A 21,002-nucleotide genomic window follows, 5' to 3' on the forward strand; every position below is an offset into this window, starting at 1 on the left:
CCTAGCATGGAGGGCATGCCCACCCCCCGTGTCGCCGTCATCATGGGGTCCGACTCCGATTGGACCGTCATGTCCGCGGCCGTCGACGCCCTCACCGAGTTCGGCGTCGAGCACGAGGTCGAGGTGGTCTCGGCCCACCGCACCCCCGAGAAGATGATCGCCTTCGGGCGCGACGCGGCGTCCCGCGGGATCGGGGTCATCATCGCGGGCGCCGGCGGTGCCGCGCACCTGCCCGGCATGGTCGCCGCCGTGACCACGCTGCCCGTGATCGGCGTTCCGGTACCGCTCGCGAAGCTCGACGGTCTCGACTCTCTGCTGTCGATCGTGCAGATGCCGGCCGGGGTTCCCGTCGCCACCGTCTCGATCGGGGGTGCGCGCAATGCCGGACTGCTTGCGGTGCGCATCCTCTCCGTCTCCGACCCGGCGCTCGCCCAGCGCCTGGCCGACTTCGCCGCCTCCCTCGAGCGCACCGTCGAAGAGAAGAACGCCGCGCTCAAAGCGAGCCTGTGACCGCGGCCAGCGCGCCGGCGGCGACGCCGGTCCGGCAGCCCGACCTCGGCTCACCGAGTGTCATGGCGAAGCGGGCCTGGTGGCTCGTGGTGCTCAACCTGCTCATTCCCGGGTCTGCGCAGGTGCTCGCCGGCAACCGGCGGTTGGGGAGGTTCGGGCTGGGGGCGACGCTCGTCGCGTGGGCATTGACGGTCATCCTGCTGGCGACCTGGATGCTCGCCCGCACGCTCGTCTACTCGGTGGTCACCTCCTCTCCCGTGCTGCTCATCGGCGAGGCGGTCCTCGTCTTCTACGCGGTTCTGTGGATCGTTCTCACGCTCGACACGCTCCGACTGGCCCGGCTCATCGCCACGCCCCCCTCGGCCCGGCGGTTCGTCGCGGGCTTCGCGGTCGTCATGCTGCTCGTCACGGCCGGCACGAGCGGCTACGGCGCCTACCTGGCGGGGGTCGCCCGCGGCGCCCTCGATGGCATCTTCTCGAGCGGCCAGGGCTACGCCGCCCCGATCGACGGGCGCTACAACGTGCTCCTGCTGGGCGGCGACGCCGGCCCCGACCGCACCGGTCTGCGCCCCGACAGCATCTCGGTGGTCAGCATCGACGCGACGACCGGCAAGTCGACCGTCATCGGCGTGCCGCGCAACATGCAGCGCGTGCCGTTCGTGAAGGGCTCGCCGCTCTACAAGCCCTATCCCAACGGCTACGACTGCGGCGTGAACTGCCTCATCAGCTTCCTCTACACCTACGGCGAGGAGCATCCCTCGCTGTACCCCGCAGCTGCGGCCCACGGCAGCTCGCCCGGGATCGAGGCGATGCGCGATGCCGTCGAGGGCACGCTCGGAATCACCCTGCAGTACTACGTGCTCATCGATATGAAGGGCTTCTCCGACCTGATCGACGCCCTGGGCGGGGTCACCATCGACGTCACGGAGCGGCTGCCGATCAACGGCGGTCAGGCACCCGATGGCACGCCGATCAACGTGCAGGGCTGGATCGAACCCGGTGTGCAGAAGATGAACGGGTACACGGCCCTCTGGTACGCGCGATCGCGGCACTCCACGAGCGACTACGACCGGATGGCGCGCCAGAGGCAGGTGCAGGCCGCGATCCTGGCGCAGTTCAGTCCTGCCACCGTGCTCACCAAGTTCCAGGCGGTCGCCAACGCGGGCAAGCAGGTCGTCAAGACCGATATCCCGCAGCTCATGCTCGGCCGCTTCGTCGACCTCGCCGACAAGGCGCGCACGCACAAGCTCACCCAGCTCGAACTCGTGCCGCCCACGATCGACGAGATCCACCCCGACTTCGCCGAGATCCGTTCGCTCGTGAAGTCGGCGCTCAAGGGCGCGACGCCCACCTCCACGCCGACGCCGTAGCGCGACGGGCGGTCGGTCGCGCCTACAGGTCCGCGTGCAGCTGCCAGACCTTCTCGGCCGACGCGCGCCAGCTGAACGCGTGTGAGCGGTCGATCCCCTGCAGCCGCAGTCGCGCGGCCAGCTCCTCGTCGTCGAGCACGCGGGCGATCGCGTCGGCCAGGCGTTCGGGGTACCCTGCCGCGTCGTCGCGCGCCACGACGACACCGGCGTCCGCGGCGACCTCCAGCACGGCGGGCGAGTCCGAGTGGATGACCGGCGCCCCCAGACTCATCGCCTCGAGCACCGGCAGGCCGAAGCCCTCCGCCAGGCTGGGGAACACGAAGGCGCTCGCCCGCGAGAGGGCGACGGCGACCTCGGCGTCGCTCAGTCGCCCGAGCGTGCGCACGCGCCCCTCCGCGAGACCCGCGGAGGCGGCGAGGGCGGCCACGTCGACGTCGCCCCAGCCCGCCGGGCCCACGATGAGGAGCGGGATGTCGCCGGTCTGCGGGAGCGCGAGCGAGCGGATGAGCGGCTCGAGCCCCTTGCGCGGTTCGAGCGTGCCGACGGCCAGCAGGTAGCGCGGCGGGAGGTCGAGCTCGATCGCCCGCGCCTCCGCGTCGATCGGCAGCGCGAGGCGCGCACTCACGGCCCCGCCGATCACCCGCACGCGCTCACCGAAGTCGTAGAACTCGGCCAGCTCGTCGGCGACGGCGTGGGTCGGCACGACCACCGCATCCGCGTACTTGTACGCTCTCGCGACCATCGCCTTGTGCCAGCTGACGCCGCGCGGGGTGAGGGTCTCGGGGTTCGTCCACGGCACCACGTCGTGCACGGTGACGGCGGTCTGATTGCCGGTGCCGCGCTCGTGCCGGTACAGCGGTGCGAGCACGCTCGTCGCGTGAACCATGCCCTTGCCGGGCAGGAGGGTGAAGCCGTGCTGCCAGGCCGCCGCGAGCTCACGCCGGGCGAGCGGCGACTTGTACAGGCGGGCGAGCCCGGGGATGCGCCGCTCGAGCTCCTCGTACTGCGCGTCGGTCGACGCCGACACGATGCCCTCGACCGTCACGTCGTCGGGCGCCGTCTCGATCAGGGCCCGGGTGAGCTCCTCGGCGTAGCGACCGATGCCCCCGGGCACCGGCGCGAGCACCTGGTCGACGATCACCCGGAGCGCGGTCATGACGCGCTCGCCGCCCCGCCGAGATACTCGCTGAGCGCCTCGTCCCAGGGGCGCAGGGGCTCGATCCCCGCCGCGACCCAGCGATCGTGCCCGAGCACGGAGTAGGCGGGACGTGCCGCCGGACGATCGGAGGGCCCGGTGAGGGTGGGCTCGACGCGGTCGGGGTCGAGCCCGACGAGCTCCAGGATCCGACGGGCGAACTCGTAGCGGGAGGCGACCCCGCTGTTGGTGGAGTGGTAGATGCCCGGCTCTGGTCGTCGCTCGATCACCTCACGGATCTGCCGGGCCACGTCGACCGTCCAGGTCGGCTGCCCCTGACTGTCGGTGACGACCCCGAAGGTCTCCCGTTTAGCGGCCTGACCGAGGATGGCGGCGACGAAGTTAGGGCCTCCGGCGCCGTACAGCCACGCGGTGCGGAGCACCCAGGTGCCGTCCGGATGCGCGGCGAGGGCCAGCTGCTCGCCCGCGAGCTTGCTGCTGCCGTACACGGAGATCGGGCCGGTGGCCGCGTCCTCCGGGTAGGGCGCGGTGGCGGTTCCGTCGAACACGTAGTCGGTGGAGAGCTGGATGAGCCGGGCCCCGTGCCGCGCGCTGGCCTCGGCGAGCAGGCCGGCCGCAGTGCCGTTGATGGCGAGCGCCTCCGCCTGGTGGCTCTCGGCGTCGTCGACCCTCGTGTACGCGGCCGCGTTGACGACGACGTCGTGCCCGGCGACCGCGGCATCCACCGCGGCGGCGTCGGTCACGTCGAGTTCGGCGCGCGAGAGCGGCGTCACCTCGTGCCCGGCGAGGGCCTTCTGCAGGTCCTGACCCAGCATGCCGGCGGCGCCGGTGATGAGGATGCGCGTCATCAGTCGAGCGCGGCGCGCGACTTCAGCGGCTCCCACCAGGCGCGGTTCTCGCGGTACCAGGTGACGACGTCGGCGAGGCCCTTCTCGAACGGAACCCGCGGCTGGTAGCCCAGCTCGGCGCTGATCTTTCCGTGGTCGACGGAGTAGCGGCGGTCGTGGCCGAGGCGGTCGGCGACCCGGTCGATGAAGCTCTCGTCGCGACCGGTGGCCTCGAGCAGGAGCGACGTCAGTTCGCGGTTGGAGAGCTCGGTGCCGCCGCCGATGTTGTAGATCTCGCCACCGCGGCCGCCCGACAGTACGAGGGCGATGCCGGCGCAGTGGTCATCCACATGCAGCCAGTCGCGCACGTTGCCGCCGTCGCCGTACAGCGGCACGTGCAGGCCGTCGAGCAGGTTGGTGACGAAGAGCGGGATCACCTTCTCGGGGAAGTGGTACGGGCCGTAGTTGTTGGAGCAGCGCGTGATGGAGATGTTGAGCCCGTGGGTCTGGTGGTACGACCGCGCGATGAGATCGCTGGCCGCCTTCGACGCGGCGTACGGCGAGTTGGGCTCGAGGATGTGATCCTCCTTCCACGAGCCCTCGTCGATGGAGCCGTAGACCTCGTCGGTGGAGACGTGCACGACCCGGGCGACGCCGTGGCGCACCGCCGCGTCGAGCAGCACCTGGGTTCCCAGCACGTTGGTGATGACGAAGGGCGAGGCGTCGCGCACGGAGCGGTCGACGTGCGACTCTGCGGCGAAGTGCACGATCGCGTCGACGCCGGGCAGCAGGCGGTCGAGCACCTCTGCATCGGCGATGCCGGCGTGCTCGAAGGAGTAGCGGGGGGAGTCGGCGACGGGCGCGAGATTCGCCAGATTGCCCGAGTAGGTGAGGGCGTCGAGCACGACGACCTCCGCCCCGGCGAGCGCCGGGTAGTCGTCACCGAGGGTGTGGCGCACGAAATTCGAACCGATGAATCCGGCGCCGCCGGTGACCAGGATCTTCATGCGCACGAGTTTACCGGGGCCTCTGGGGCCATTTTGAGCAGTCAGTACACTCGACTGGTGCAGATAACTCCTCTCTCGATCGACGGCGCGTACTCGATCTCTCCCGTGCAGCACGGCGACGACCGCGGCACCTTCCTCGAATTCTTCCGCGGCGACCTCCTCGCCGAGGCCATCGGCCGACCGTTCACCCCCGTGCAGGGCAACCGATCGATCTCGTCGAAGGGCGTGGTACGCGGCATCCATTTCGCTGACGTGCCGGCCGGTCAGGCGAAGTACGTCACCGTCACCTCGGGCTCCATCACGGACTACATCATCGATATCCGCGTGGGTTCGCCCACCTTCGGCCAATGGGTCGCGGTCGAGCTCGACGATGTGACCCGCGGCGCCGTGTTCATCGCCGAGGGCCTCGGCCACCTGTTCGTCGCGACGAGCGACCAGGCAGCGGTGAGCTATCTCACGAACGACGTGTATCGACCCGGCAAGGAGCACACGGTCTCGCCGCTCGATGCCGACATCGCGCTAGAACTGCCGTTCGCGGCGGATGCTCTGCTGCTGTCACCGCGCGACACCTCCGCTCCCTCGCTCAGCGAGGCGCGTGACTCCGGCCTGCTTCCCGACTACGAGGTCTGCCGCGCGCACTACGCGGCGCTGGCGGGGGAGTGACGAGGTGAAGGGAATCATCCTGGCCGGCGGCTCCGGAACGCGGCTGCACCCGATCACCAAGGGCATCTCCAAGCAGCTGATGCCGATCTACGACAAGCCGATGATCTACTACCCCCTCGCCACGCTCCTGGCCGCGGGCATCCGCGAGGTGCTGATCATCACGACCCCCGACCATCGCGATGCCTTCGAGCGCCTGCTGGGCGACGGGGCGGAGCTCGGCATCGAGCTCTCCTACGCGACCCAGGAGGTTCCGAACGGCCTGGCTCAGGCCTTCGTGATCGGCGCCGACTTCATCGGTGACGACGCGGTCGCTCTCGTGCTGGGCGACAACATCTTCTTCGGCGCGCAGCTCGGCGCCAATCTGGCGAAGCACACCGAGGTGGAGGGCGCCCTCATCTTCGCCTACCAGGTGTCCAACCCCTCCGCGTACGGCGTGGTCGAGTTCGCGCCGGACGGCACGGTGCTCAGCATCGAGGAGAAGCCCGCGCAGCCGAAGAGCAACTACGTGGTTCCGGGGCTCTACTTCTACGACAACAGCGTGGTCGAGATCGCCCGCACCATCGCGCCGAGCCCGCGCGGCGAGTATGAGATCAGCGACGTGAACGCGGCCTATCTGGCGCGCGGGGAGCTGCGCGTCGACGTGCTCGATCGCGGCACCGCCTGGCTCGACACCGGAACCTTCGACTCGATGGTGCAGGCGACCGAGTTCGTGCGCGTGATCGAGGCCCGCCAGGGATACAAGATCGGCTGCATCGAGGAGGTCGCCTGGTCGAACGGCTGGATCGACGACGCGCAACTCACCGCCCTCGCGACGCCCCTCACCAAGAGCGGCTACGGCGAGTACCTGCTCGCCCTGCTTCGCGCCTGACCGACCGACCAGCATCCTGGAGGCCAGCCACATGGTCCGCATTCTCATCCACAACAGCGACTCGCCCGAGAACCGGGGCGACCGGGCCATTCTCGTCGGGCTGATCGACATCGTCCGCCGGGAGTTCCCCGACGCCGAGATCTGGTCGCTCTCGCCCTACGACGCCCGGGACGCCGAGTGGTACGGCATCAATTTCCTCAAGCAGTCGCCGTACAGCACCAACCTCCTGCATTGGTGGGCGCTCCTCCGCCTCGCCCGGCGCAGCGACCTCGTGCTGTGGGGCGGTGGGGAGATCCTGAAGGACTACACCAACCGTCTGGGTCTGGTCTACTGGCTCATCAAAATGACGCTCGTGCGGCTGGCGAACCGCACTCTCATCGGGGCCTTCCAGGGCATCGGGCCGACCTCGGCGCGCAGCAGCCAGCGGATGATCCGCGCCTGTGCCGAGCTCTGCCGCGTGTTCCTCGTGCGTGACGCCGAGTCGCAGCAGAAGCTCGAGGCCTGGGGCACCCGAACCCCCGTGATCGCCTCTTTCGACCCCGCCGTCATGGGCCGGGCGACGCCCGTGGAGCAGATCGCCCAGCAGCGCCTCTCCGAAGCGGGCGTCACGCCCGAGCAGTTGCGCGCCTCCTTCGGCCTCGGTCTGCGGCGCTGGTTCCACTACCGGCACGGCGGGTGGCTGCCCAACCGGTTCAAGCGCAGCACGCCCGACCCCGCAGCGGATGCCCGGCTCGCGCGCTACAAGACCACGGTGGCCCGGCTCGCCGACGAGCTGATCGAGCGCCACGACCTCGATGCCACCTTCTTCCCCATGCACCTCGAGGCCTCCGAGGGGGATGCGGCCTTCGCCGCCGAGGTGGTCGCGCTCATGACCCACGCCGACCGCACCCGCATCGTCGCCGCCGACGGCCTCAGTCCGGCCGACTACGCCGGCGTGATCGGCGCCACGCGGTTCTTCGTCGCCTCGCGACTGCACTCGGCGATCCTCGCCACCATGGCGGGCGTGCCCTCCTTCGTGCTCTACTACGTCGACAAGGGCCGCCTCTACTTCGAGCAGCTCGGTCTGCAGCGCTACAGCGCTCCGATCGCCTCGGTCCTCGACGACGACGCCCTCGCGGTGCTCGAGGAGCGACTCGACTCCCTGGTCGGCGAGTCGGCCGAGGTGAAGGCCGAGATCGCGACGGCGATCGAGGGCATGTCGACGCGCCTCGTGGCCGACTTCCGCTCCGCGCTCGACGTCGCGGGCGTCACCGCCCGGTAGCGGTCAGTCGTCCACGCCGAGTCGCGGCGCGGTGCGGATTCCGAACTCGTGCCGCAGCGCACTGCGAGCCGCGTGCCAGCCGCCGAGTCCGTGCACCCCGGGCCCCGGTGGGGTCGACGAGGAGCAGAGGTAGACGCCCTCCACCGGGGTGCGCCAGGGGTCGCGGCGGGCGACGGGGCGCCGCAGGAGCTGGCCGAGCGTGACCGCCCCACCCGCGATGTCGCCGCCGATGTAGTTGGGGTTGTGCTCCTCCAGCTCGACGGCGCTGCGCGCGGAGCTCGCGAGCACGACGTCGCGGAAGCCCGGCGCGAACTCCTCGATCCGCGCGGTGACGGCCTCGGTGGGGTCGATGGTCGACCCGGCGGGCACGTGCGCGTAACTCCACAGGGCGTGCTGACCGTTCGGCGCCCGGGAGGAATCGACGGTGCTCGGCTGCGCCACGAGCACGAAGGGATGCTCGGCGTGGCGCCCAGCGGCCACCTGGGCCTCGGCCGCCGCCGTCTGCGCCCGGCTCCCGCCCAGGTGCACGGTGCCGGCCCGCGCGGTCTCGGCGTTCGCCCACGGCACGGCGCCGGAGAGGGCGAAGTCGACCTTCGCGACGGCGTTGCCGTAGCGGAACCGGCGCAGGGCGGCGGCGTAGCGGGCCGGCACGGCGTCGCCCGCTATGCTGAGGAAGGCGCGCGGGGTGACGTCGAGGATGACCGCGCTGGCGCGGGGAAGTTCCGCGAGCGAGCGGATGTGCCGACCGGTCGTGATGCGTCCGCCGTGCGCGAGAAGGTCGGCCGCGAGGGCGTCCGCGATGCGCTGGGTGCCGCCGACCGGGATCGGCCAGCCCCGCGCGTGGGCCTGGGCGGCGAGCAGGAGGCCGGCGCCCGAGGTCGCGAGGCCGGGCATCCGCCCGATCGCGTGGGCCGCGGTGCCGGCGAGGAGGGCGGGTGCGGCGTCGCCCCGGAACCGCGTGTTCCACAGCGGCGAACCCTGATCGAGCACACGCATCCCGAAGCCGAGCGCGACGAGGGGATGACGCGGGAGCCGCAGCAGCGCGTTCCCGGTGAACTCCATGAGCTCGTCCATGCGGCGCGAGAGCGGGCCGAGGAGCGCTGTCCACGCGGCGCCGTCCGGGCCGAGCGCCTCGGCCGTCCGCTCCAGATCGTGGTAGGCCAGCGCGGCGCGTCCACCCGCGAGGGGCTGGGCGTAGGAGATCTCGGGGGTGACGAACTCCACCCGTCGTTCGAGTTCGAAGGCGCGGAAGAACGGAGAGGCGAAGGCCATCGGATGCACGGCCGAGCACACGTCGTGCACGAAGCCGGGCAGCGTCAGCTCCGCGCTCCTCGCGCCACCCCCGATGTGCTCGTCGAGCTCGAACAGCTCGACCCGGAGGCCCGCGCGCGCGGCCGTCACGGCGGCGGCGAGACCGTTCGGTCCCGCCCCCACGACGACCACGTCGGTCGCCGTCACGATGCCCCCATGGGGGCAGTCTAATGTGCGACTTTTCTCAGGATTCACAGCCCCGTCCGGCGCAGGGGCGGCTGGTAGGGTCGTTCGAGTTCGCGCACCCCAAGCCACCGTGGACGAGACTGTCGGAGCCCATGTCGCATCTTCCCGTGCCGCTCCCGCGCTCGGATGACTCGAGGCGGGTGGCCTCGTGACCCACGTGCTCGTCGTGGCCTCGACCTTCCCGGCGAGCGATCGCGACCCGGTCCCCGGCTTCGTGCGCGAGCTCGTCGTGCAGGCCGTGGCGGCGGATCCCTTTCTCCGCGTGACGGTGCTCGCGCCGCACGATCCCCTCGCGGGACCGCCCGGGCTGACCCGGCACGAGCACTACGACGAGTACCGATTCCGCTATGCCTGGCCCGCGTCGCTTCAACGGCTCGCAGGCGGGGGCGGCATCGTTCCCACCCTGCGCGCCGACCGGCGGCTGTACCTGCTGGTGCCGTTCTTCCTCATCGCCGAGTTCCTCGCCCTCGTGCGCGTGGCGCGACGGCTGCGTCCGGACGTGGTCAACGCGCACTGGGTCATCCCGCAGGGGGTCGTCGCCGCGCTCGCGCGGCCCTTCCTGCGCGCTCCGATCGTGCTCACCATTCACGGCGGCGATGTCTTCACCTTCAACAACGCGCTGACGGTCGCGCTCAAGCGCTTCGCGATGCGGCGGGCGGCGCGAGTCGTCGTCAACAGCAGCGCGACGCTCGCCCGGGCCCTCGAGATCGACCCCCGTGGCGCGTTCCTGACGACCCCGATGGGCGTCGATGTCGAGCGGTTCGACGTGGGCGAGCGGCCCCCGCTCGACGCCCTGAGGGTGCTGTTCGTGGGGCGACTCGTGGAGGAGAAGGGCCCTCTCGATGTCGTGGAGGCGATCATCCTGCTGCACCGTCGCGGTGTGCCGATCGAGGCGCGGTTCGTCGGGAGCGGTCCGCAGCGCGAGGAGATCGAGCGGCGGGTGCGGGCGGCGGGGATCGGCGACGCCGTGCGGGTGCTCGGCTGGGTCTCGAGCGACGACGTGGTCGAGCAGTACCGCTGGGCCACGGCGTTCGTCGGGCCCTCGGTGCAGACCGCCTCCGGTTGGGTCGAGGCGCTCGGTGTCGTCTTCATCGAGGCGTCCGCGGCGCGGCTGCCGGTGATCACGACCCGGGCGGGCGGCACGACCGACATCGTCCGCGACCGCGAGACCGGTCTCATCGTCGACGAGGGGTCACCCGCGGAGATCGCGGATCGCCTCGCCGAGCTGCTCGCGCGACCGGAGTTCGCGATGCGCCTCGGCGAGGCGGCCCGTGCGCACGTGCGGGCGAACTTCGCGTGGCCGCCGATCGCGCACCGCTACGCGCAGCTGTTCAGCGAGCTCGACCCGCGCTGAGCGACCGCCGTGCGCGCCCGTCCCCGCGGCGGCCACGGTTCCCACTGTCGGGTCCGCTCTGCCCGCTGTCGATGAGGGTGCGCAGTCGCTGATACTGCCGCTCCGCAGCGCCGCCGTCGAGGGTGTCGCCGTAGGCGACGGCGAGCGTGCGGGCGAGAGCGTCGCTCACGCGGGCGACCGCGGCCCCCGGGTCGGCGAGTGCCGCCCGGATGGCGGCGACGAGCGCGGGCACGCTGACGACGATCGCTCCGACCCGGTGCTCGGGGCCGAGCGAGAAGCCGTCGCGGAACGGCGGCTCCACGTCGAGGAAGACGATCGGCCGGCGCAGGGGCAGGGCGTCGAAGGCGAGCGACGACCAGTCGGTGACGAGCACATCCGCGATCGCGAGGAACTCCTCTGCGTTGGGGTACTGCCGATTCGACATCACGCGCACGTGCGGCCGCGAGGCGAACTCCTCGGCCTCCCCGGCGTGCAGGTGCGCCCGGAACACGACGAGGCTGTCCGTCTCGCGACCGAGCGCCTCCAGCTGGTCGAAGAACTCGTCCGCGGTGACCCCGAACGGGATGATGCTGCGCTCCGCGTCGTCCTGCTTCCAGGTGGGCGCGAGCAGCACGATCCGTCCCGCGTCCGCGCCGATGCCGAGCCGCTGCCGGATCGCGGCGGCGTCGAATCGCCCGGTCGCGAGAGCGTCGACGCGGGCGTAGCCGGTGGGATGAACGATCTCGGGCCGGAATCCGAAGCGCTCGACGTACAGCCGCGCGAGCTCCGGCGAGCTCACCCACACCTCCGCGTAGTCGCGCAGCCCCGTGAAGGTCGCGGGGGTGAAGCCCTTGAACGGGATGCCGTGCCACACGTCCACGAAGGGGATGTCCGACCACCGAGCGAGGAGCGATAGCGTCGGCGCGTCCCGATCGGTGATGACCGCGGCGACGCGGGCGAGGCGGGCGGCGCTCGAGAGGCGGCGGAAGACGAGGGGACGGACATCCGGCGGCAACTCGGTGGGTTCGTCCTCGAGGCTCGCGAAGGAGAAGCGGAGGGCGCCCGGGTGCGCGGTGCGGCAGTGGTCGACGAACGCGCTCAGGTTGCCGTTGTAGCTGTGGCCGTAGAGCACGACCTCGGGAGCGAGCCGCCGCCCCGGCCTCTGGGCCCACGATCGCCCCTCGGCGCGCCGGAGGAGCGGTCGCAGCGCCCCGGCCGCGAGCACCGTGATGCCGCTGGAGGCGAGATACGCCCAGTGGCGGGGATTCGTGCGGTCGATTTTCATGGGCGTGGGCGCCGGTCGGGGCGCCCCTCAAGGCTAGCGCGCGCGGCGACGAGAAATCGTCAGCGCGATCCGCCCCGCCCCGAAGAACAGCAGGTCCATCGCGATGCCCCAGAGTCGGGTGACGATGACGGCGATCGCGGCGATGGCCACGGGCATGACGACGGCCAGCAGGGCGAACTGGATGCCCTCCCGCACGCCCACGCCGCTCGGGGCGATCACCACGAGCATGCTCGCCGCGCCCGCAAGGTTGCCGGAGGCGATGACGAAGAACGCGTCGGAGAAGGCCAGGCTCGGATACAGCGACTTCAGGATGAAGAAGAGCGAGCCCCCGCTGAGGAACGCACCCACGACGTACTGCGCGGTCGCGGTGAGGATCGTGCGGGCGTTCGCGTAGTTCTCGCGGGCGAGCGCGGGGCGGCGCAGAATGCGGAAGGCGAGCGCCATGCACCAGTTGAAGACGCGCGGGATGAGCGCGACCGCGCACAGCACGACCACCGCGATCATCGCGGGACGCAGCCACTCGTAGCGCGGCACGTTCAGCCGTGGGTCGAGGAACAGCATGATCGACGAGGTCGAGAGCAGCACCGCGATCTGGATCGCGGCCTCCAGCAGCGAGCCGACGCCGAGCTTCGTCTTCGACACCCCGTGCTGCGAGGCGAAGTAGATCTTGCCGAGGATCCACGGCGCGGTGCCCGGGATGTACCGGCCCATCCAGGACTTGGCGTAGACGTAGGTCAACTCGGCGTCCATGCGCACGCCCCGCGCGCCGAGGCCCCGCAGCACCGTGATCCAGATGAAGGTCTGCCAGTAGCGGAACGCCAGGGCGAGCACGAGCGCGCCGAGCAACCAGACGGGAGTGAACGCGAGCCGGCTGAGCTGACCCCACGGCACCTGGAAGATGAGGTAGTAGCCGAGGAAGCCGACGAGGAGCACGTAGAACACCGCCGTGATGGCGGGGCGCAGCCAGGGTCTCGTGGTCACGGGGTCCGTTCGATGTCGATCTCGGGGGCGGCACGGCGTCGCGCGGATCGCCCCCGCTCGTTTCGGAAGTCTAGCCGGGCATCCGGGATCGCCGCCCGACGCACCGCGCACTCAGCGGTGCAGGAACTCCCGGCGGAACCACAGCCCGATACGCAGCACGAGCCGCACGGGCGCGAGGTGCCAACCCGCGTACTTGCGCGACAGGTAGCGCTGCGCGCTCTGGTGGTGGATCTGGCGCATGTAGCTCGCCTGACGGCTCGTCGACTTCGCCCCGCTGTGCAGGATGTGCGCGCGGGGCACGTAGACGGCGCGCCAGCCCCGCGCGGCCAGGCGCCAGGCGAGGTCGACGTCCTCGAAGTACATGAAGTAGCTGTCGTCGAAGCCGCCGACCGCGCGGAACGCCTCCGGCCGCACGAGCATGCAGGCCCCCGACACCCAGTCCACGACCGAGTCCTCGCTCGGGCTCAGGTCACGGCTCTGGTGGTACCGCAGGGTCCACGGGTTGGTGCGCCAGATGTTGGCGAAGAGCGCGTGCCCCACCCCCGTGCGGATGGAGGGGAAGGCGCGGGCCGAGGGGTAGACGAGACCGTCGTCGCCGACCAGGCGGGGGCCCCAGAGCGCGGCGTCGGGGTGGGCATCCGTCGCTCGCACGAGCGCGTCAATGCTGCCGGCCTCGAAGCGGATGTCGGGGTTGCAGATCATGATCCAGTCGTACGGTTCGTCGAGCGCCTCCGCGAGCGCGTTCATGCCCGCGCCGTAGCCGACGTTGCCCCGGCTGGGTTCGAGGCGGGCGACACCGGCGACCGCGCGCAGTCGATCGAGCTCCGCGGCGTCCTCGCTGTTGTCGATCACGTAGACGTCGACGTGGTGGGGGCCGGTGATCTCGGGAGCGGCCAGATTGGCCGCGAGCTCGCGCACGTCGTCGGCCGAGAAGTAGGCCACCACGAGCGCGGCGATGCGGGCCACGGTCAGGCCGCCCGTCGGGGGCGGACCGCCGCGGCGGTGAAGACGGCGAGGTGGGTGCGCGCGGAGTCGGCCCAGCTGAACCGTGCCGCCTGCGTGACCCCGAGGGCGCTGCGACGCGCGCGTTCGGCGGGGTCGTCGACGAGCGTGGCGAGGGCGGCGGCGAGGGAGCCCGCGTCGGGCTCGGAGTAGAGGGCCGCCTCGCCGCCCACCTCGGGCAGCGCGAGCAGACGCGTGGTGACGACGGGTGCGCCGCACGCCATCGCCTCCAGCACGGGCAGACCGAAGCCCTCCCCGAGACTCGGGTAGGCGACCGCGACCGCCCCGCCCAGCAGCCCGGGCAGCACACCGTCGTCGACGAATCCGAGCGAGTGGATGCGCGCCCGCGCGCTCGCCGCCGCGATCACGCCGTCCAGCTCGGTGTCCCAGCCCCGTCCGCCCGCGAGCGCGAGCGCGAGCCCGGGCCGGTGCGCGGCGAGGAGGTCGAAGGCGCGCACGAGGTTTGCCACATTCTTGCGCGGCTCGAGGGTGCCGAGAAAGGCGATCCACTCGCTCGCACCGCCGAGCAGGCGCCGGGCATCCGCCACCTGCTCCGCGGTCGGCGGGTGGAAGCGCGCGGTGTCGACGCCGTGGTAGGCCACGGTGACCGATTCCGGGCGCGCGTGCGCGTGCGCGACCTCCTCGTCGCGTGTCGCCGCGCTGGGCACGATCGTCGCCGCCGCGCGCCGCAGCGAGTAGCGGGTCCAGAGCCGGAAGAAGGCGCGCTTCAGCCGGCCGTGCAGTTCGGGGTGCGAGAAGAATGTCGCGTCGTGCAGGGTGACCACGACGGGCACGGGCGACAGCACGGGCATCGTGTAGTGCGGCGAGAACACCACATCGGCGCGGTGGCGCCGCGCGAGCCGGGGGAGTCCCCACTGCTCCCAGGCGAGCCGACGGGCGCGCGATCGACCGGCGGCCTCCGAGACGACGACCTCGGCGTGCGGGGCGCCGAGGCGCACCCACTCGGCGTCGGGCGACTTCACGACGACGGTCATCCGGGCGCCGACGGCGTCGAGGGCGGGGAGCAGGTACTCGAGGTAGCGACCCACACCGCCGCGGTTGGAGGGTATCGCCGTGGCGTCCACGAGAATGTGGGGGTGTTGGCTCAACGGTCACTCTCACGGGACGGATCGGTCTGGGCGCAGGCAATCATTAGAGCTTAAGCCTTTCGGTAGGGTGGTCCCGTTGTCGAACAGAAAGAATGGTCGGATGCCACGCGCTTTCGTTACCGGGATCACCGGCCAAGACGGGTACTACCTGAGCAAGCTCCTTCTCAGCAAGGGCTACGAGGTGTTCGGTCTCGTGCGAGGCCAGAACAACCCGAAGATCGACTTCCTGCGGGAGGAGCTTCCCGAGGTGAAGATCCTGACGGGCGACCTGATGGACACCTCCAGCCTCATCCGCGCGCTCGCCGCCGCCCAGCCCGACGAGTTCTACAACCTCGGCGCGATCTCCTTCGTCGCCTACTCCTGGGAGAACGCGTCGCTCACGACGGACGTGACGGCGAAAGGCGTTCTCAACGCGCTCGAGGCGACGCGGATCCACGCGGGCGACGACATCTCCAAGGTGCGGTTCTACCAGGCGTCCAGCTCCGAGATGTTCGGCAAGGTGCAGGAGGTTCCGCAGAGCGAGAGCACGCTGCTCTGGCCGCGCTCGCCCTATGGCGTCGCCAAGGTCTTCGGCCACTACATGACCATCAACTATCGCGAGTCGTACGGCATGCACGCGTCGAGCGGGGTGCTGTTCAACCACGAGTCGCCGATGCGCGGCCCGGAGTTCGTCACCCGGAAGATCTCTATGGCGGTCGCGAAGATCGCGCTCGGGCAGCAGAAGACGGTGTCGCTCGGCAACCTCGACGCCAAGCGCGACTGGGGCTTCGCCGGCGACTACGTCGACGCGATGTGGCGGATGCTGCAGCAGCCGACGGGCGACGACTACGTGATCTCGACCGGCGAGACCCACGAGGTGCGCGAGTACCTTGACGTCGCGTTCAACCACGTCGGAATCTCCGACTGGGAGAAGCACGTCGAGCAGAACCCGGCGTTCTTCCGGCCCGCCGAGGTCGATCTGCTGGTCGGCGACGCGACGAAGGCGCGAGAGACCCTGGGCTGGAGCCCCACGGTGAGCTTTCCCGAGCTCGTCGCGATGATGGTGGACGCCGACCTCGCCCGACTCCAGGCGTGACCACCGCACTCATCACCGGAATCACCGGCCAGACCGGTAGTTACCTCTGCGAGCAGCTGCTGGCCGCCGGGGTGCGGGTGCACGGCCTCGTGCGCGATGCGGATGACCTCGAGCCCAGTTTTCGCGAGCGCTCGCCGCAGGCGCTCCTCCACACCGGCGACCTCGCCTCCGCCGACGGCCTCCGTCGCCTCGTCGACGAGGTCGAGCCGGACACCATCTACAACCTCGGCGGTCTCACCTCGGTGGCGGCGTCGTGGGACGATCCCGACGCGGTCGGCCTCATCAACGGCCTGCGCGTGGGAACCCTGCTGCAGGCCGCGCGGGACCTGGGGCGTCGGCGCGGCGAGCCCGTGGCTGTCGTGCAGGCCTCCACGGCCGAGATGTTCGGAAACGCGGCGCAGGTTCCCCAAACGGAGTCGACGCCGATCGCACCCGTCAATCCCTACGGCGCGGCGAAGGCCTACGCGCATCACCTGGTGGGCGTGTACCGCGCCGCCGGTGTTCCGGCGTCGAGTTGCATTCTGTACAACCACGAGTCGCCGCGCAGGCCGGTGACCTTCGTGACCCGCAAGATCACGCGGGGTGTGGCCCGCATCGCGGCCGGTCTCGACGACGCCCTCGTTCTCGGCAACCTCGATGCCGAGCGCGACTGGGGGTGGGCGCCCGACTACGCGGACGCGCTCGTGCGGGCGGCCGGGCATCCCGGTGACTACATCATCGCGACCGGAGAGCGGCACACCGTTCGCGACTTCGTCGGCGCCGCCTTCGCCGCGGTCGGCATCGCGGAGTGGAGCGGCCTCGTTGTGCAGGATCCGCGCTTCATGCGCCCGCAGGACGCGCCCACCCAACTCGGCGACGCGCGTCGGGCCCGTGAGGTGCTGGGCTGGGAGCCCCGGGTGCGCTTTGACGAAATCGTGAGGCGCATGGTCGAGAATGACGTGGCGCTGATCGCCGCCCAGGCCGACTGACCGAAGGACACCCGTGCTGCCGCTTCTCCTCATCATCGTGGTGCACGCCGCGATCTTCCTGCTCGCCGGCCTGCCCGCGGCGTTCAGCGTGCGCGGCGCCGCCGAGGGCTGGGTGACGCTGAAGATCGACGCCATCGCGCTCGGGCTCGTGCACCTCGTGCTCGCGATCACGCTGTACGCCTGGTTCGGCTGGGCGGGCCCGATCATCATCGCCGTGCTGTGGCTCGCGGAGCTCGTCTTCGCCATCGTGACTCGCGCCGGTCTCCCCGCGCGCCCCTCGCTCGCCACGACGGGGTGGCGACTGCCGCTCGCCTGGGTGATCGTCGCACTCGGCGCACTCGCGCTGCGGCTGCGCGAGGTCAACTTCCTGCCGTGGGTGGGCGACATGGGCGCCTACGTCAACTGGGCCAACGAGTTCGTGCGCATCGACCAGCTCAAGGCGAGCTGGCCGCCCTTCTTCTCGAGCTACCTCGCGATCAGTTCGCGGATGTTCGGCCCAGAGTTCACCGCCGCCGCCGTGCCGCTCTGCGGCATGCTGCTCCTCGCGGTCGTCGCCCGAGTGGCGCGGCGCCTGGGTGCGGGCCCCTGGGCGACACTGGCCACGGGTGCCGTGGTCGCGGTGAGCGTGCACGCCATCTGGTATTCCTCCTTCCCGGCGAGTGAGGCGCTCAACGCTCCGGTCTTCCTGCTCTGGATCGGATGCCTGCTCGGGGGAATGTTCGCGGAGCGCCGGCGGCTTCCCGCCTGGCTCATCGCGGCGGCCGTCGTGATGGCGTCGCTCGGTCTTCTGCGCGGGACCGGACCGATCCTCCTGGCGCCTTTCATCGTGCTCGCCGTGCTCGCGGTCGTCGTCCCCGATTGGCGGGCGATGGCCCCCCGCTTCTGGGCGCTCTTCACCGCCAGCCTCGGCGGGGCTCTCGTGTCGTACTGGTACGGCATCGAGCGAATCCCGGCCTACTACATCGCGACCCAGGTGCACCAGTTGCTCCCCGGTCCGGTGTTCCATCTGTTCAAGTCACTCGGCCTGTTCCGGCCGACGGCGCTCACCGCGGTCGCGCTCGTGGCGCTCTCCGCCGTGCTCTGCGCGGCGGGAGTCCTCACGGCCCGGCGATTCGCGGGGCGGGCGCGCACCACCCGCGCACCCCGGGTGCTCGGCTACGTTCTGGGCGGCGGGATCGCCGCGGGGATTCTCGGGACGGTGATCCTCAACGCCGAGGTCTTTCACATCCTGCTACGCGAGGGTCTGTGGATCACGGTGATCGGCGTCGCCCTGCTGTTCGTCGTCGCCCGGTCGGCGGTGCCGCCGGCGGTCGCCGGTTTCGTGCAGTTCCTCGGGCTGACCGCCGGGATCTTCATCGCCATTCAGGCCTATCGGCTCAAGTTCGAGCGCGGGCACGCCTTCTACCTCTACTGGGATCGCTACCTCATGAGCGAGGTCATCCCGCTGCTCTTCGTCCTGCTGGGACTGGCCCTCACTGTGGCCTGGCAATGGCGGGTCGGGTCCTGGGTCTCGCGGATGCGCGGCTCGTCGTCGCGGCTCCGTCGCGTCGCGCCCGCGGTCGTCGCCGCCGTGCTCGCGCTGGGCGCCGCCGTGCCGACGATCCCCCAGCTCGTGCTCGTGGAGAAGGACACCTACATGGCGGGCGCCTATGAGTTCCAGACGGAGCTCAACTCCCTCGTGCCCTCGCCGTCGCTGCCCGTCGTGTGGGCGGCGACCTCGACGAGCCAGGCCCCCGGCTTCTTCTTCCCGAACACCTGGATGGCCTTCGCCAAGCCGATGGAGCGCAGCTTCGGCTACTCCGTGGTCGACACGCAGGGGCGGTCGAGCGACTTCGCGCCGGACGAGGTCATGACGGCGCAGACGCTCGCGGTGCAGTCGGTGTGCGCGGCGTCGCCGGACTTCGTCGTGTTCGAGACGCAGCTGGGCGGCCCCGCGATGGATGCGCGCGTGAGCTCCCCGCAGATCACCTTCCGCCCGCTCGGGCAGCGGAGCAGCGACATCAGCCTGCTCAGCGAACCGCCGACGAAGGGCGACTGGACGCACCTCGCCCTCACGGTGAAGGCCTGGCGCGTGCACGTCGACCCGGCGGCGACGAGCGGCCTGAGCTGCGTGCAGCCCTGAGACCGGCCGCGCGCCGACGGCGCAGCGCTACCAGGCCCGAACCCGACAGGACAGCGCGAGCGATCAGTCGGTGGTCGGATACTTCGTCGATGCCCAGGCGAAGTAGCCGTTGCCGCCCGCGAGGATGCACAGCGCCTGCGAGTAGCCGTACTTCGCCATGTTCGCGCTGAACGCCGTCAACTGCGTGGGACTCGGCTGCGCCCCGTCGAACAGGAGCGCGTACCCCGCCGCCGCGACCCTGGCCTGCGTCGCGCGGTTGTTCCACAGGTCGTCGACCACGCCGCCGCGACCCACCTTCGCGAGCTTCGCCTCGAAGGTCGCGATCTCGGCGGGGTGAGGCGCTCGCCCGATGGTGAATTGGAACAGTGCCGTGAGGAACCCGGGAGTGTTGTCCTGTCCGATCGAGCGGTAGTACTCGGCCGTCTTCAACAGGGTCGGCACCACGGCGTTCTGCTTCACCCGGCCCGCGATCACGGCGGAGACCATCGAGCTGAGCTCGGTCGCCGTGGGCGCACGCCCCAGCACCGACTGGTAGCTCGTTGAGACGAGCCGGTTGCGGTACTCGGTCGAGACGATGAGGGAGTGGGTGAAGTCGACGCGTGACGGATGCGCGAGCAGGAACTTGCCCTGGCGGTACTGGTCGTTCTGGCTCGCGCCGCGACCGAGCAGGGCCATGTAGTCGGCCTGCACGAACGACAGGGTGGCCTGCGGGATGACGCTCGAGCCGAACCAGTCGTTGAAGTAGCGCCAGAAGTTGCGGTTGCCGTAGGAGGAGCAGCTGTCGCCCGAGCCGTAGAGGTTCGCGAGCGCCGCGTTGTCGGGCGTGTACGGCGTGTAGGTGTACAGGTTCGAGGTGGCCTTGTTCGCGATCGTGATCGACTTGTATCCGCAGGCGCGGTTCGGATTGATGAGCACGTTCACCGTGCGTCCGGGCAGGTAGTTGCTCACCGGGCGCGCGAAGGCGCGGGCGCCCCAGAACACCTGGCGGAAGAAGCCGTAGTACTGGCTCGCGCAGGCCGCCGTATCCGAGCATCCGTAGCCCATCGCCTTGCGATAGGTGAGCGAGGTGGAGGCGGTGCGGGTGACGAGGCCCTGCTCCTTCTGGAGCGTGACGATGATGGCCTGCGGGTTGACGTGGCAGTACTGCGCGACCTTCCAGATGATGGTCGCCGCGGACTCGTTCTTCGCGCCCTGGTAGGGGGCGCAGACGTGCTGAATGTAGCCGCCGGTCGTCGGCACGTCGAAGTTCACCGTGTCCATGTGGAAGTCCTTGAGGCACATCGTCGTGCAGCTCGCCCCCTTCAGATTCAGGAAGGACTGGATCTGGGCCGGCGTCATCGAGGTGGAGTAGAACATCACCGCGTCGCTGATGAGGTTGCCGCGCTGGAACTCCGATGGGGAGGGAGCGGCGCTCGCGCTCTCGCTCGCGAGCGGCGAGACGAGCGCGACGCCCGACAGGAGGGCCGCGATGGCGGCGGTGGCGGCGAGGGGCCGGGCGCGGCGCAGAAGCGCGCTCACCCCTCGCTCGAGCGTGTGCACTGCGGTGTGGAGCATGAGGTGATCCCGTTCGTCGAGCAGTGGGGACCAAATCCCCCCGGCTCGACCGAATCGGGTGCATTCGAGCGTCGGATCCCCTCTTTTCAGGGTAAACGCTCGTTCGGGATTCGCCCACCCCCTTTATGGGGTGGAGTTCACCGCCCCGGCCGCCGGTCGGGTGCGGCGGGGCACTCCCTCTAAACTGATCCGGTGACGGATCCGGGTGCGCGCGACGACGAGCTGGAGCGCTGGCTGCAGACGGTCGACCGCACCACCCGGCGGCACGGCGCCGTCGACCGCACGCTCCGGGATGACCGCTCCGGCCCCCTCACCATCCCGATCCGTTTCGCCTTCAAGGTGCTCGAGGTCGGCCCGTCGCGGGCGCTCTCCCTCGGCATGGGCGTCGTCGCCGCCAAGCTCGGACGGCGGTAG

Annotated in this window: 19 protein-coding genes; 10 read left to right on the top strand and 9 right to left on the bottom strand. The window is 70.6% G+C overall.

All coding sequences use genetic code 11. The features are described from left to right. Positions 1 to 6 precede the first annotated feature (6 nt). Both purE and G3T37_RS08140 read left to right on the top strand, forming a co-directional pair. Complete coding sequence (gene purE / locus G3T37_RS08135; protein WP_163472995.1) at positions 7 to 510, top strand: 5-(carboxyamino)imidazole ribonucleotide mutase; 504 nt, start codon at positions 7 to 9, stop codon at positions 508 to 510. Next, on the top strand, positions 507 to 1,880 hold the full coding sequence (locus G3T37_RS08140) for an LCP family protein (protein ID WP_338401218.1): 1,374 nt from the start codon (positions 507 to 509) through the stop codon (positions 1,878 to 1,880). Before purE ends, G3T37_RS08140 begins: the two co-directional genes overlap by 4 nt. Before the next feature lie 22 nt (positions 1,881 to 1,902). On the opposite strand, the gene G3T37_RS08145 is transcribed toward G3T37_RS08140, so the two are convergent. The 3 genes from G3T37_RS08145 to rfbB are packed head-to-tail and all read right to left on the bottom strand — an operon-like array spanning position 1,903 to position 4,870. Continuing rightward, positions 1,903 to 3,036, bottom strand: a complete 1,134-nt coding sequence (locus G3T37_RS08145) for a glycosyltransferase family 4 protein (RefSeq protein ID WP_163472996.1) — start codon at positions 3,034 to 3,036, stop codon at positions 1,903 to 1,905. Then, positions 3,033 to 3,884 carry a dTDP-4-dehydrorhamnose reductase gene (rfbD, locus tag G3T37_RS08150; protein ID WP_163472997.1) on the bottom strand — a complete coding sequence of 284 codons (852 nt, stop codon included), beginning with the start codon at positions 3,882 to 3,884 and terminating at the stop codon, positions 3,033 to 3,035. The genes G3T37_RS08145 and rfbD overlap by 4 nt, the downstream gene beginning before the upstream one ends. Beyond that, positions 3,884 to 4,870 carry a dTDP-glucose 4,6-dehydratase gene (gene rfbB / locus G3T37_RS08155; RefSeq protein ID WP_163472998.1) on the bottom strand — a complete coding sequence of 329 codons (987 nt, stop codon included), beginning with the start codon at positions 4,868 to 4,870 and terminating at the stop codon, positions 3,884 to 3,886. The genes rfbD and rfbB overlap by 1 nt, the downstream gene beginning before the upstream one ends. Positions 4,871 to 4,927: 57 nt before the next feature. On the opposite strand from rfbB, the gene G3T37_RS08160 reads away from it, so the two are divergent. The 3 genes from G3T37_RS08160 to G3T37_RS08170 are packed head-to-tail and all read left to right on the top strand — an operon-like array spanning position 4,928 to position 7,662. Continuing rightward, on the top strand, positions 4,928 to 5,533 hold the full coding sequence (locus G3T37_RS08160) for a dTDP-4-dehydrorhamnose 3,5-epimerase family protein (RefSeq protein WP_163472999.1): 606 nt from the start codon (positions 4,928 to 4,930) through the stop codon (positions 5,531 to 5,533). Between the two features lie 4 nt (positions 5,534 to 5,537). Continuing rightward, a complete protein-coding gene (gene rfbA / locus G3T37_RS08165; RefSeq protein ID WP_163473000.1) occupies positions 5,538 to 6,401 on the top strand; it encodes a glucose-1-phosphate thymidylyltransferase RfbA in 864 nt (287 codons plus the stop codon). A 31-nt stretch (positions 6,402 to 6,432) separates the two neighbouring features. Beyond that, positions 6,433 to 7,662 carry a polysaccharide pyruvyl transferase family protein gene (locus G3T37_RS08170; protein WP_163473001.1) on the top strand — a complete coding sequence of 410 codons (1,230 nt, stop codon included), beginning with the start codon at positions 6,433 to 6,435 and terminating at the stop codon, positions 7,660 to 7,662. Positions 7,663 to 7,665: 3 nt separating this feature from the next. Here G3T37_RS08170 and G3T37_RS08175 read toward each other — a convergent pair whose 3' ends face one another. Continuing rightward, positions 7,666 to 9,120: an FAD-dependent oxidoreductase gene (locus G3T37_RS08175; protein ID WP_163473002.1), complete on the bottom strand. Its 1,455-nt coding sequence runs from the start codon at positions 9,118 to 9,120 to the stop codon at positions 7,666 to 7,668. Between the two features lie 187 nt (positions 9,121 to 9,307). Here G3T37_RS08175 and G3T37_RS15290 point away from each other — a divergent pair, with 187 nt between their 5' ends. Next, positions 9,308 to 10,513: a glycosyltransferase gene (locus G3T37_RS15290; protein ID WP_163473003.1), complete on the top strand. Its 1,206-nt coding sequence runs from the start codon at positions 9,308 to 9,310 to the stop codon at positions 10,511 to 10,513. On the opposite strand, the gene G3T37_RS08185 is transcribed toward G3T37_RS15290, so the two are convergent. The 4 genes from G3T37_RS08185 to G3T37_RS08200 form a co-directional block, all read right to left on the bottom strand. Further along, positions 10,491 to 11,777 (bottom strand): CDP-glycerol glycerophosphotransferase family protein, encoded by a 1,287-nt coding sequence (locus tag G3T37_RS08185; protein ID WP_163473004.1) that lies wholly within the window; start codon positions 11,775 to 11,777, stop codon positions 10,491 to 10,493. The genes G3T37_RS15290 and G3T37_RS08185 overlap by 23 nt on opposite strands. Positions 11,778 to 11,810: 33 nt before the next feature. Next, entirely contained in the window at positions 11,811 to 12,758 is a 948-nt protein-coding gene (locus G3T37_RS08190) for a lysylphosphatidylglycerol synthase domain-containing protein (RefSeq protein ID WP_163473005.1), read from the bottom strand. A 111-nt stretch (positions 12,759 to 12,869) separates the two neighbouring features. Next, the gene (locus tag G3T37_RS08195; RefSeq protein WP_163473006.1) at positions 12,870 to 13,724 is read right to left on the bottom strand and encodes a glycosyltransferase; all 855 of its coding nucleotides are present in this window, start codon (positions 13,722 to 13,724) and stop codon (positions 12,870 to 12,872) included. A gap of 2 nt (positions 13,725 to 13,726) precedes the next feature. Further along, complete coding sequence (locus tag G3T37_RS08200) at positions 13,727 to 14,869, bottom strand: glycosyltransferase family 4 protein (protein WP_163473007.1); 1,143 nt, start codon at positions 14,867 to 14,869, stop codon at positions 13,727 to 13,729. 100 nt (positions 14,870 to 14,969) lie between these two features. Between G3T37_RS08200 and G3T37_RS08205 the strand changes: the two genes are divergently transcribed. The 3 genes from G3T37_RS08205 to G3T37_RS08215 are packed head-to-tail and all read left to right on the top strand — an operon-like array spanning position 14,970 to position 19,034. Then, positions 14,970 to 15,944 carry a GDP-mannose 4,6-dehydratase gene (locus G3T37_RS08205; protein ID WP_163473008.1) on the top strand — a complete coding sequence of 325 codons (975 nt, stop codon included), beginning with the start codon at positions 14,970 to 14,972 and terminating at the stop codon, positions 15,942 to 15,944. Beyond that, positions 15,941 to 16,912, top strand: coding sequence for a GDP-mannose 4,6-dehydratase (locus tag G3T37_RS08210; RefSeq protein WP_163473009.1), 972 nt, complete (start codon positions 15,941 to 15,943; stop codon positions 16,910 to 16,912). The genes G3T37_RS08205 and G3T37_RS08210 overlap by 4 nt, the downstream gene beginning before the upstream one ends. A 13-nt stretch (positions 16,913 to 16,925) precedes the next feature. After that, positions 16,926 to 19,034 (top strand): hypothetical protein, encoded by a 2,109-nt coding sequence (locus tag G3T37_RS08215; RefSeq protein ID WP_163473010.1) that lies wholly within the window; start codon positions 16,926 to 16,928, stop codon positions 19,032 to 19,034. Positions 19,035 to 19,097: 63 nt separating this feature from the next. Here the strand turns inward: G3T37_RS08215 and G3T37_RS08220 are convergent, their stop codons facing one another. Continuing rightward, positions 19,098 to 20,588, bottom strand: coding sequence for a hypothetical protein (locus G3T37_RS08220; RefSeq protein WP_163473011.1), 1,491 nt, complete (start codon positions 20,586 to 20,588; stop codon positions 19,098 to 19,100). A gap of 192 nt (positions 20,589 to 20,780) precedes the next feature. Here G3T37_RS08220 and G3T37_RS08225 point away from each other — a divergent pair, with 192 nt between their 5' ends. Next, complete coding sequence (locus G3T37_RS08225; protein ID WP_163473012.1) at positions 20,781 to 21,002, top strand: hypothetical protein; 222 nt, start codon at positions 20,781 to 20,783, stop codon at positions 21,000 to 21,002.

The sequence above is a fragment of the Galbitalea soli genome (assembly GCF_010686725.1).
In the GTDB taxonomy this organism is placed as follows: Bacteria; Actinomycetota; Actinomycetes; order Actinomycetales; family Microbacteriaceae; genus Galbitalea; species Galbitalea soli.

Coding starts and splice junctions, on each gene's coding strand:
- purE (WP_163472995.1), top strand. CDS start 7: ATGGAGGGCATGCCCACCCCCCGTGTCGCCGTCATCATGGGGTCCGAC.
- G3T37_RS08145 (WP_163472996.1), bottom strand. CDS start 3,036: ATGACCGCGCTCCGGGTGATCGTCGACCAGGTGCTCGCGCCGGTGCCC.
- rfbD (WP_163472997.1), bottom strand. CDS start 3,884: ATGACGCGCATCCTCATCACCGGCGCCGCCGGCATGCTGGGTCAGGAC.
- rfbB (WP_163472998.1), bottom strand. CDS start 4,870: ATGAAGATCCTGGTCACCGGCGGCGCCGGATTCATCGGTTCGAATTTC.
- G3T37_RS08170 (WP_163473001.1), top strand. CDS start 6,433: ATGGTCCGCATTCTCATCCACAACAGCGACTCGCCCGAGAACCGGGGC.
- G3T37_RS08185 (WP_163473004.1), bottom strand. CDS start 11,777: ATGAAAATCGACCGCACGAATCCCCGCCACTGGGCGTATCTCGCCTCC.
- G3T37_RS08205 (WP_163473008.1), top strand. CDS start 14,970: ATGCCACGCGCTTTCGTTACCGGGATCACCGGCCAAGACGGGTACTAC.
- G3T37_RS08220 (WP_163473011.1), bottom strand. CDS start 20,588: ATGCTCCACACCGCAGTGCACACGCTCGAGCGAGGGGTGAGCGCGCTT.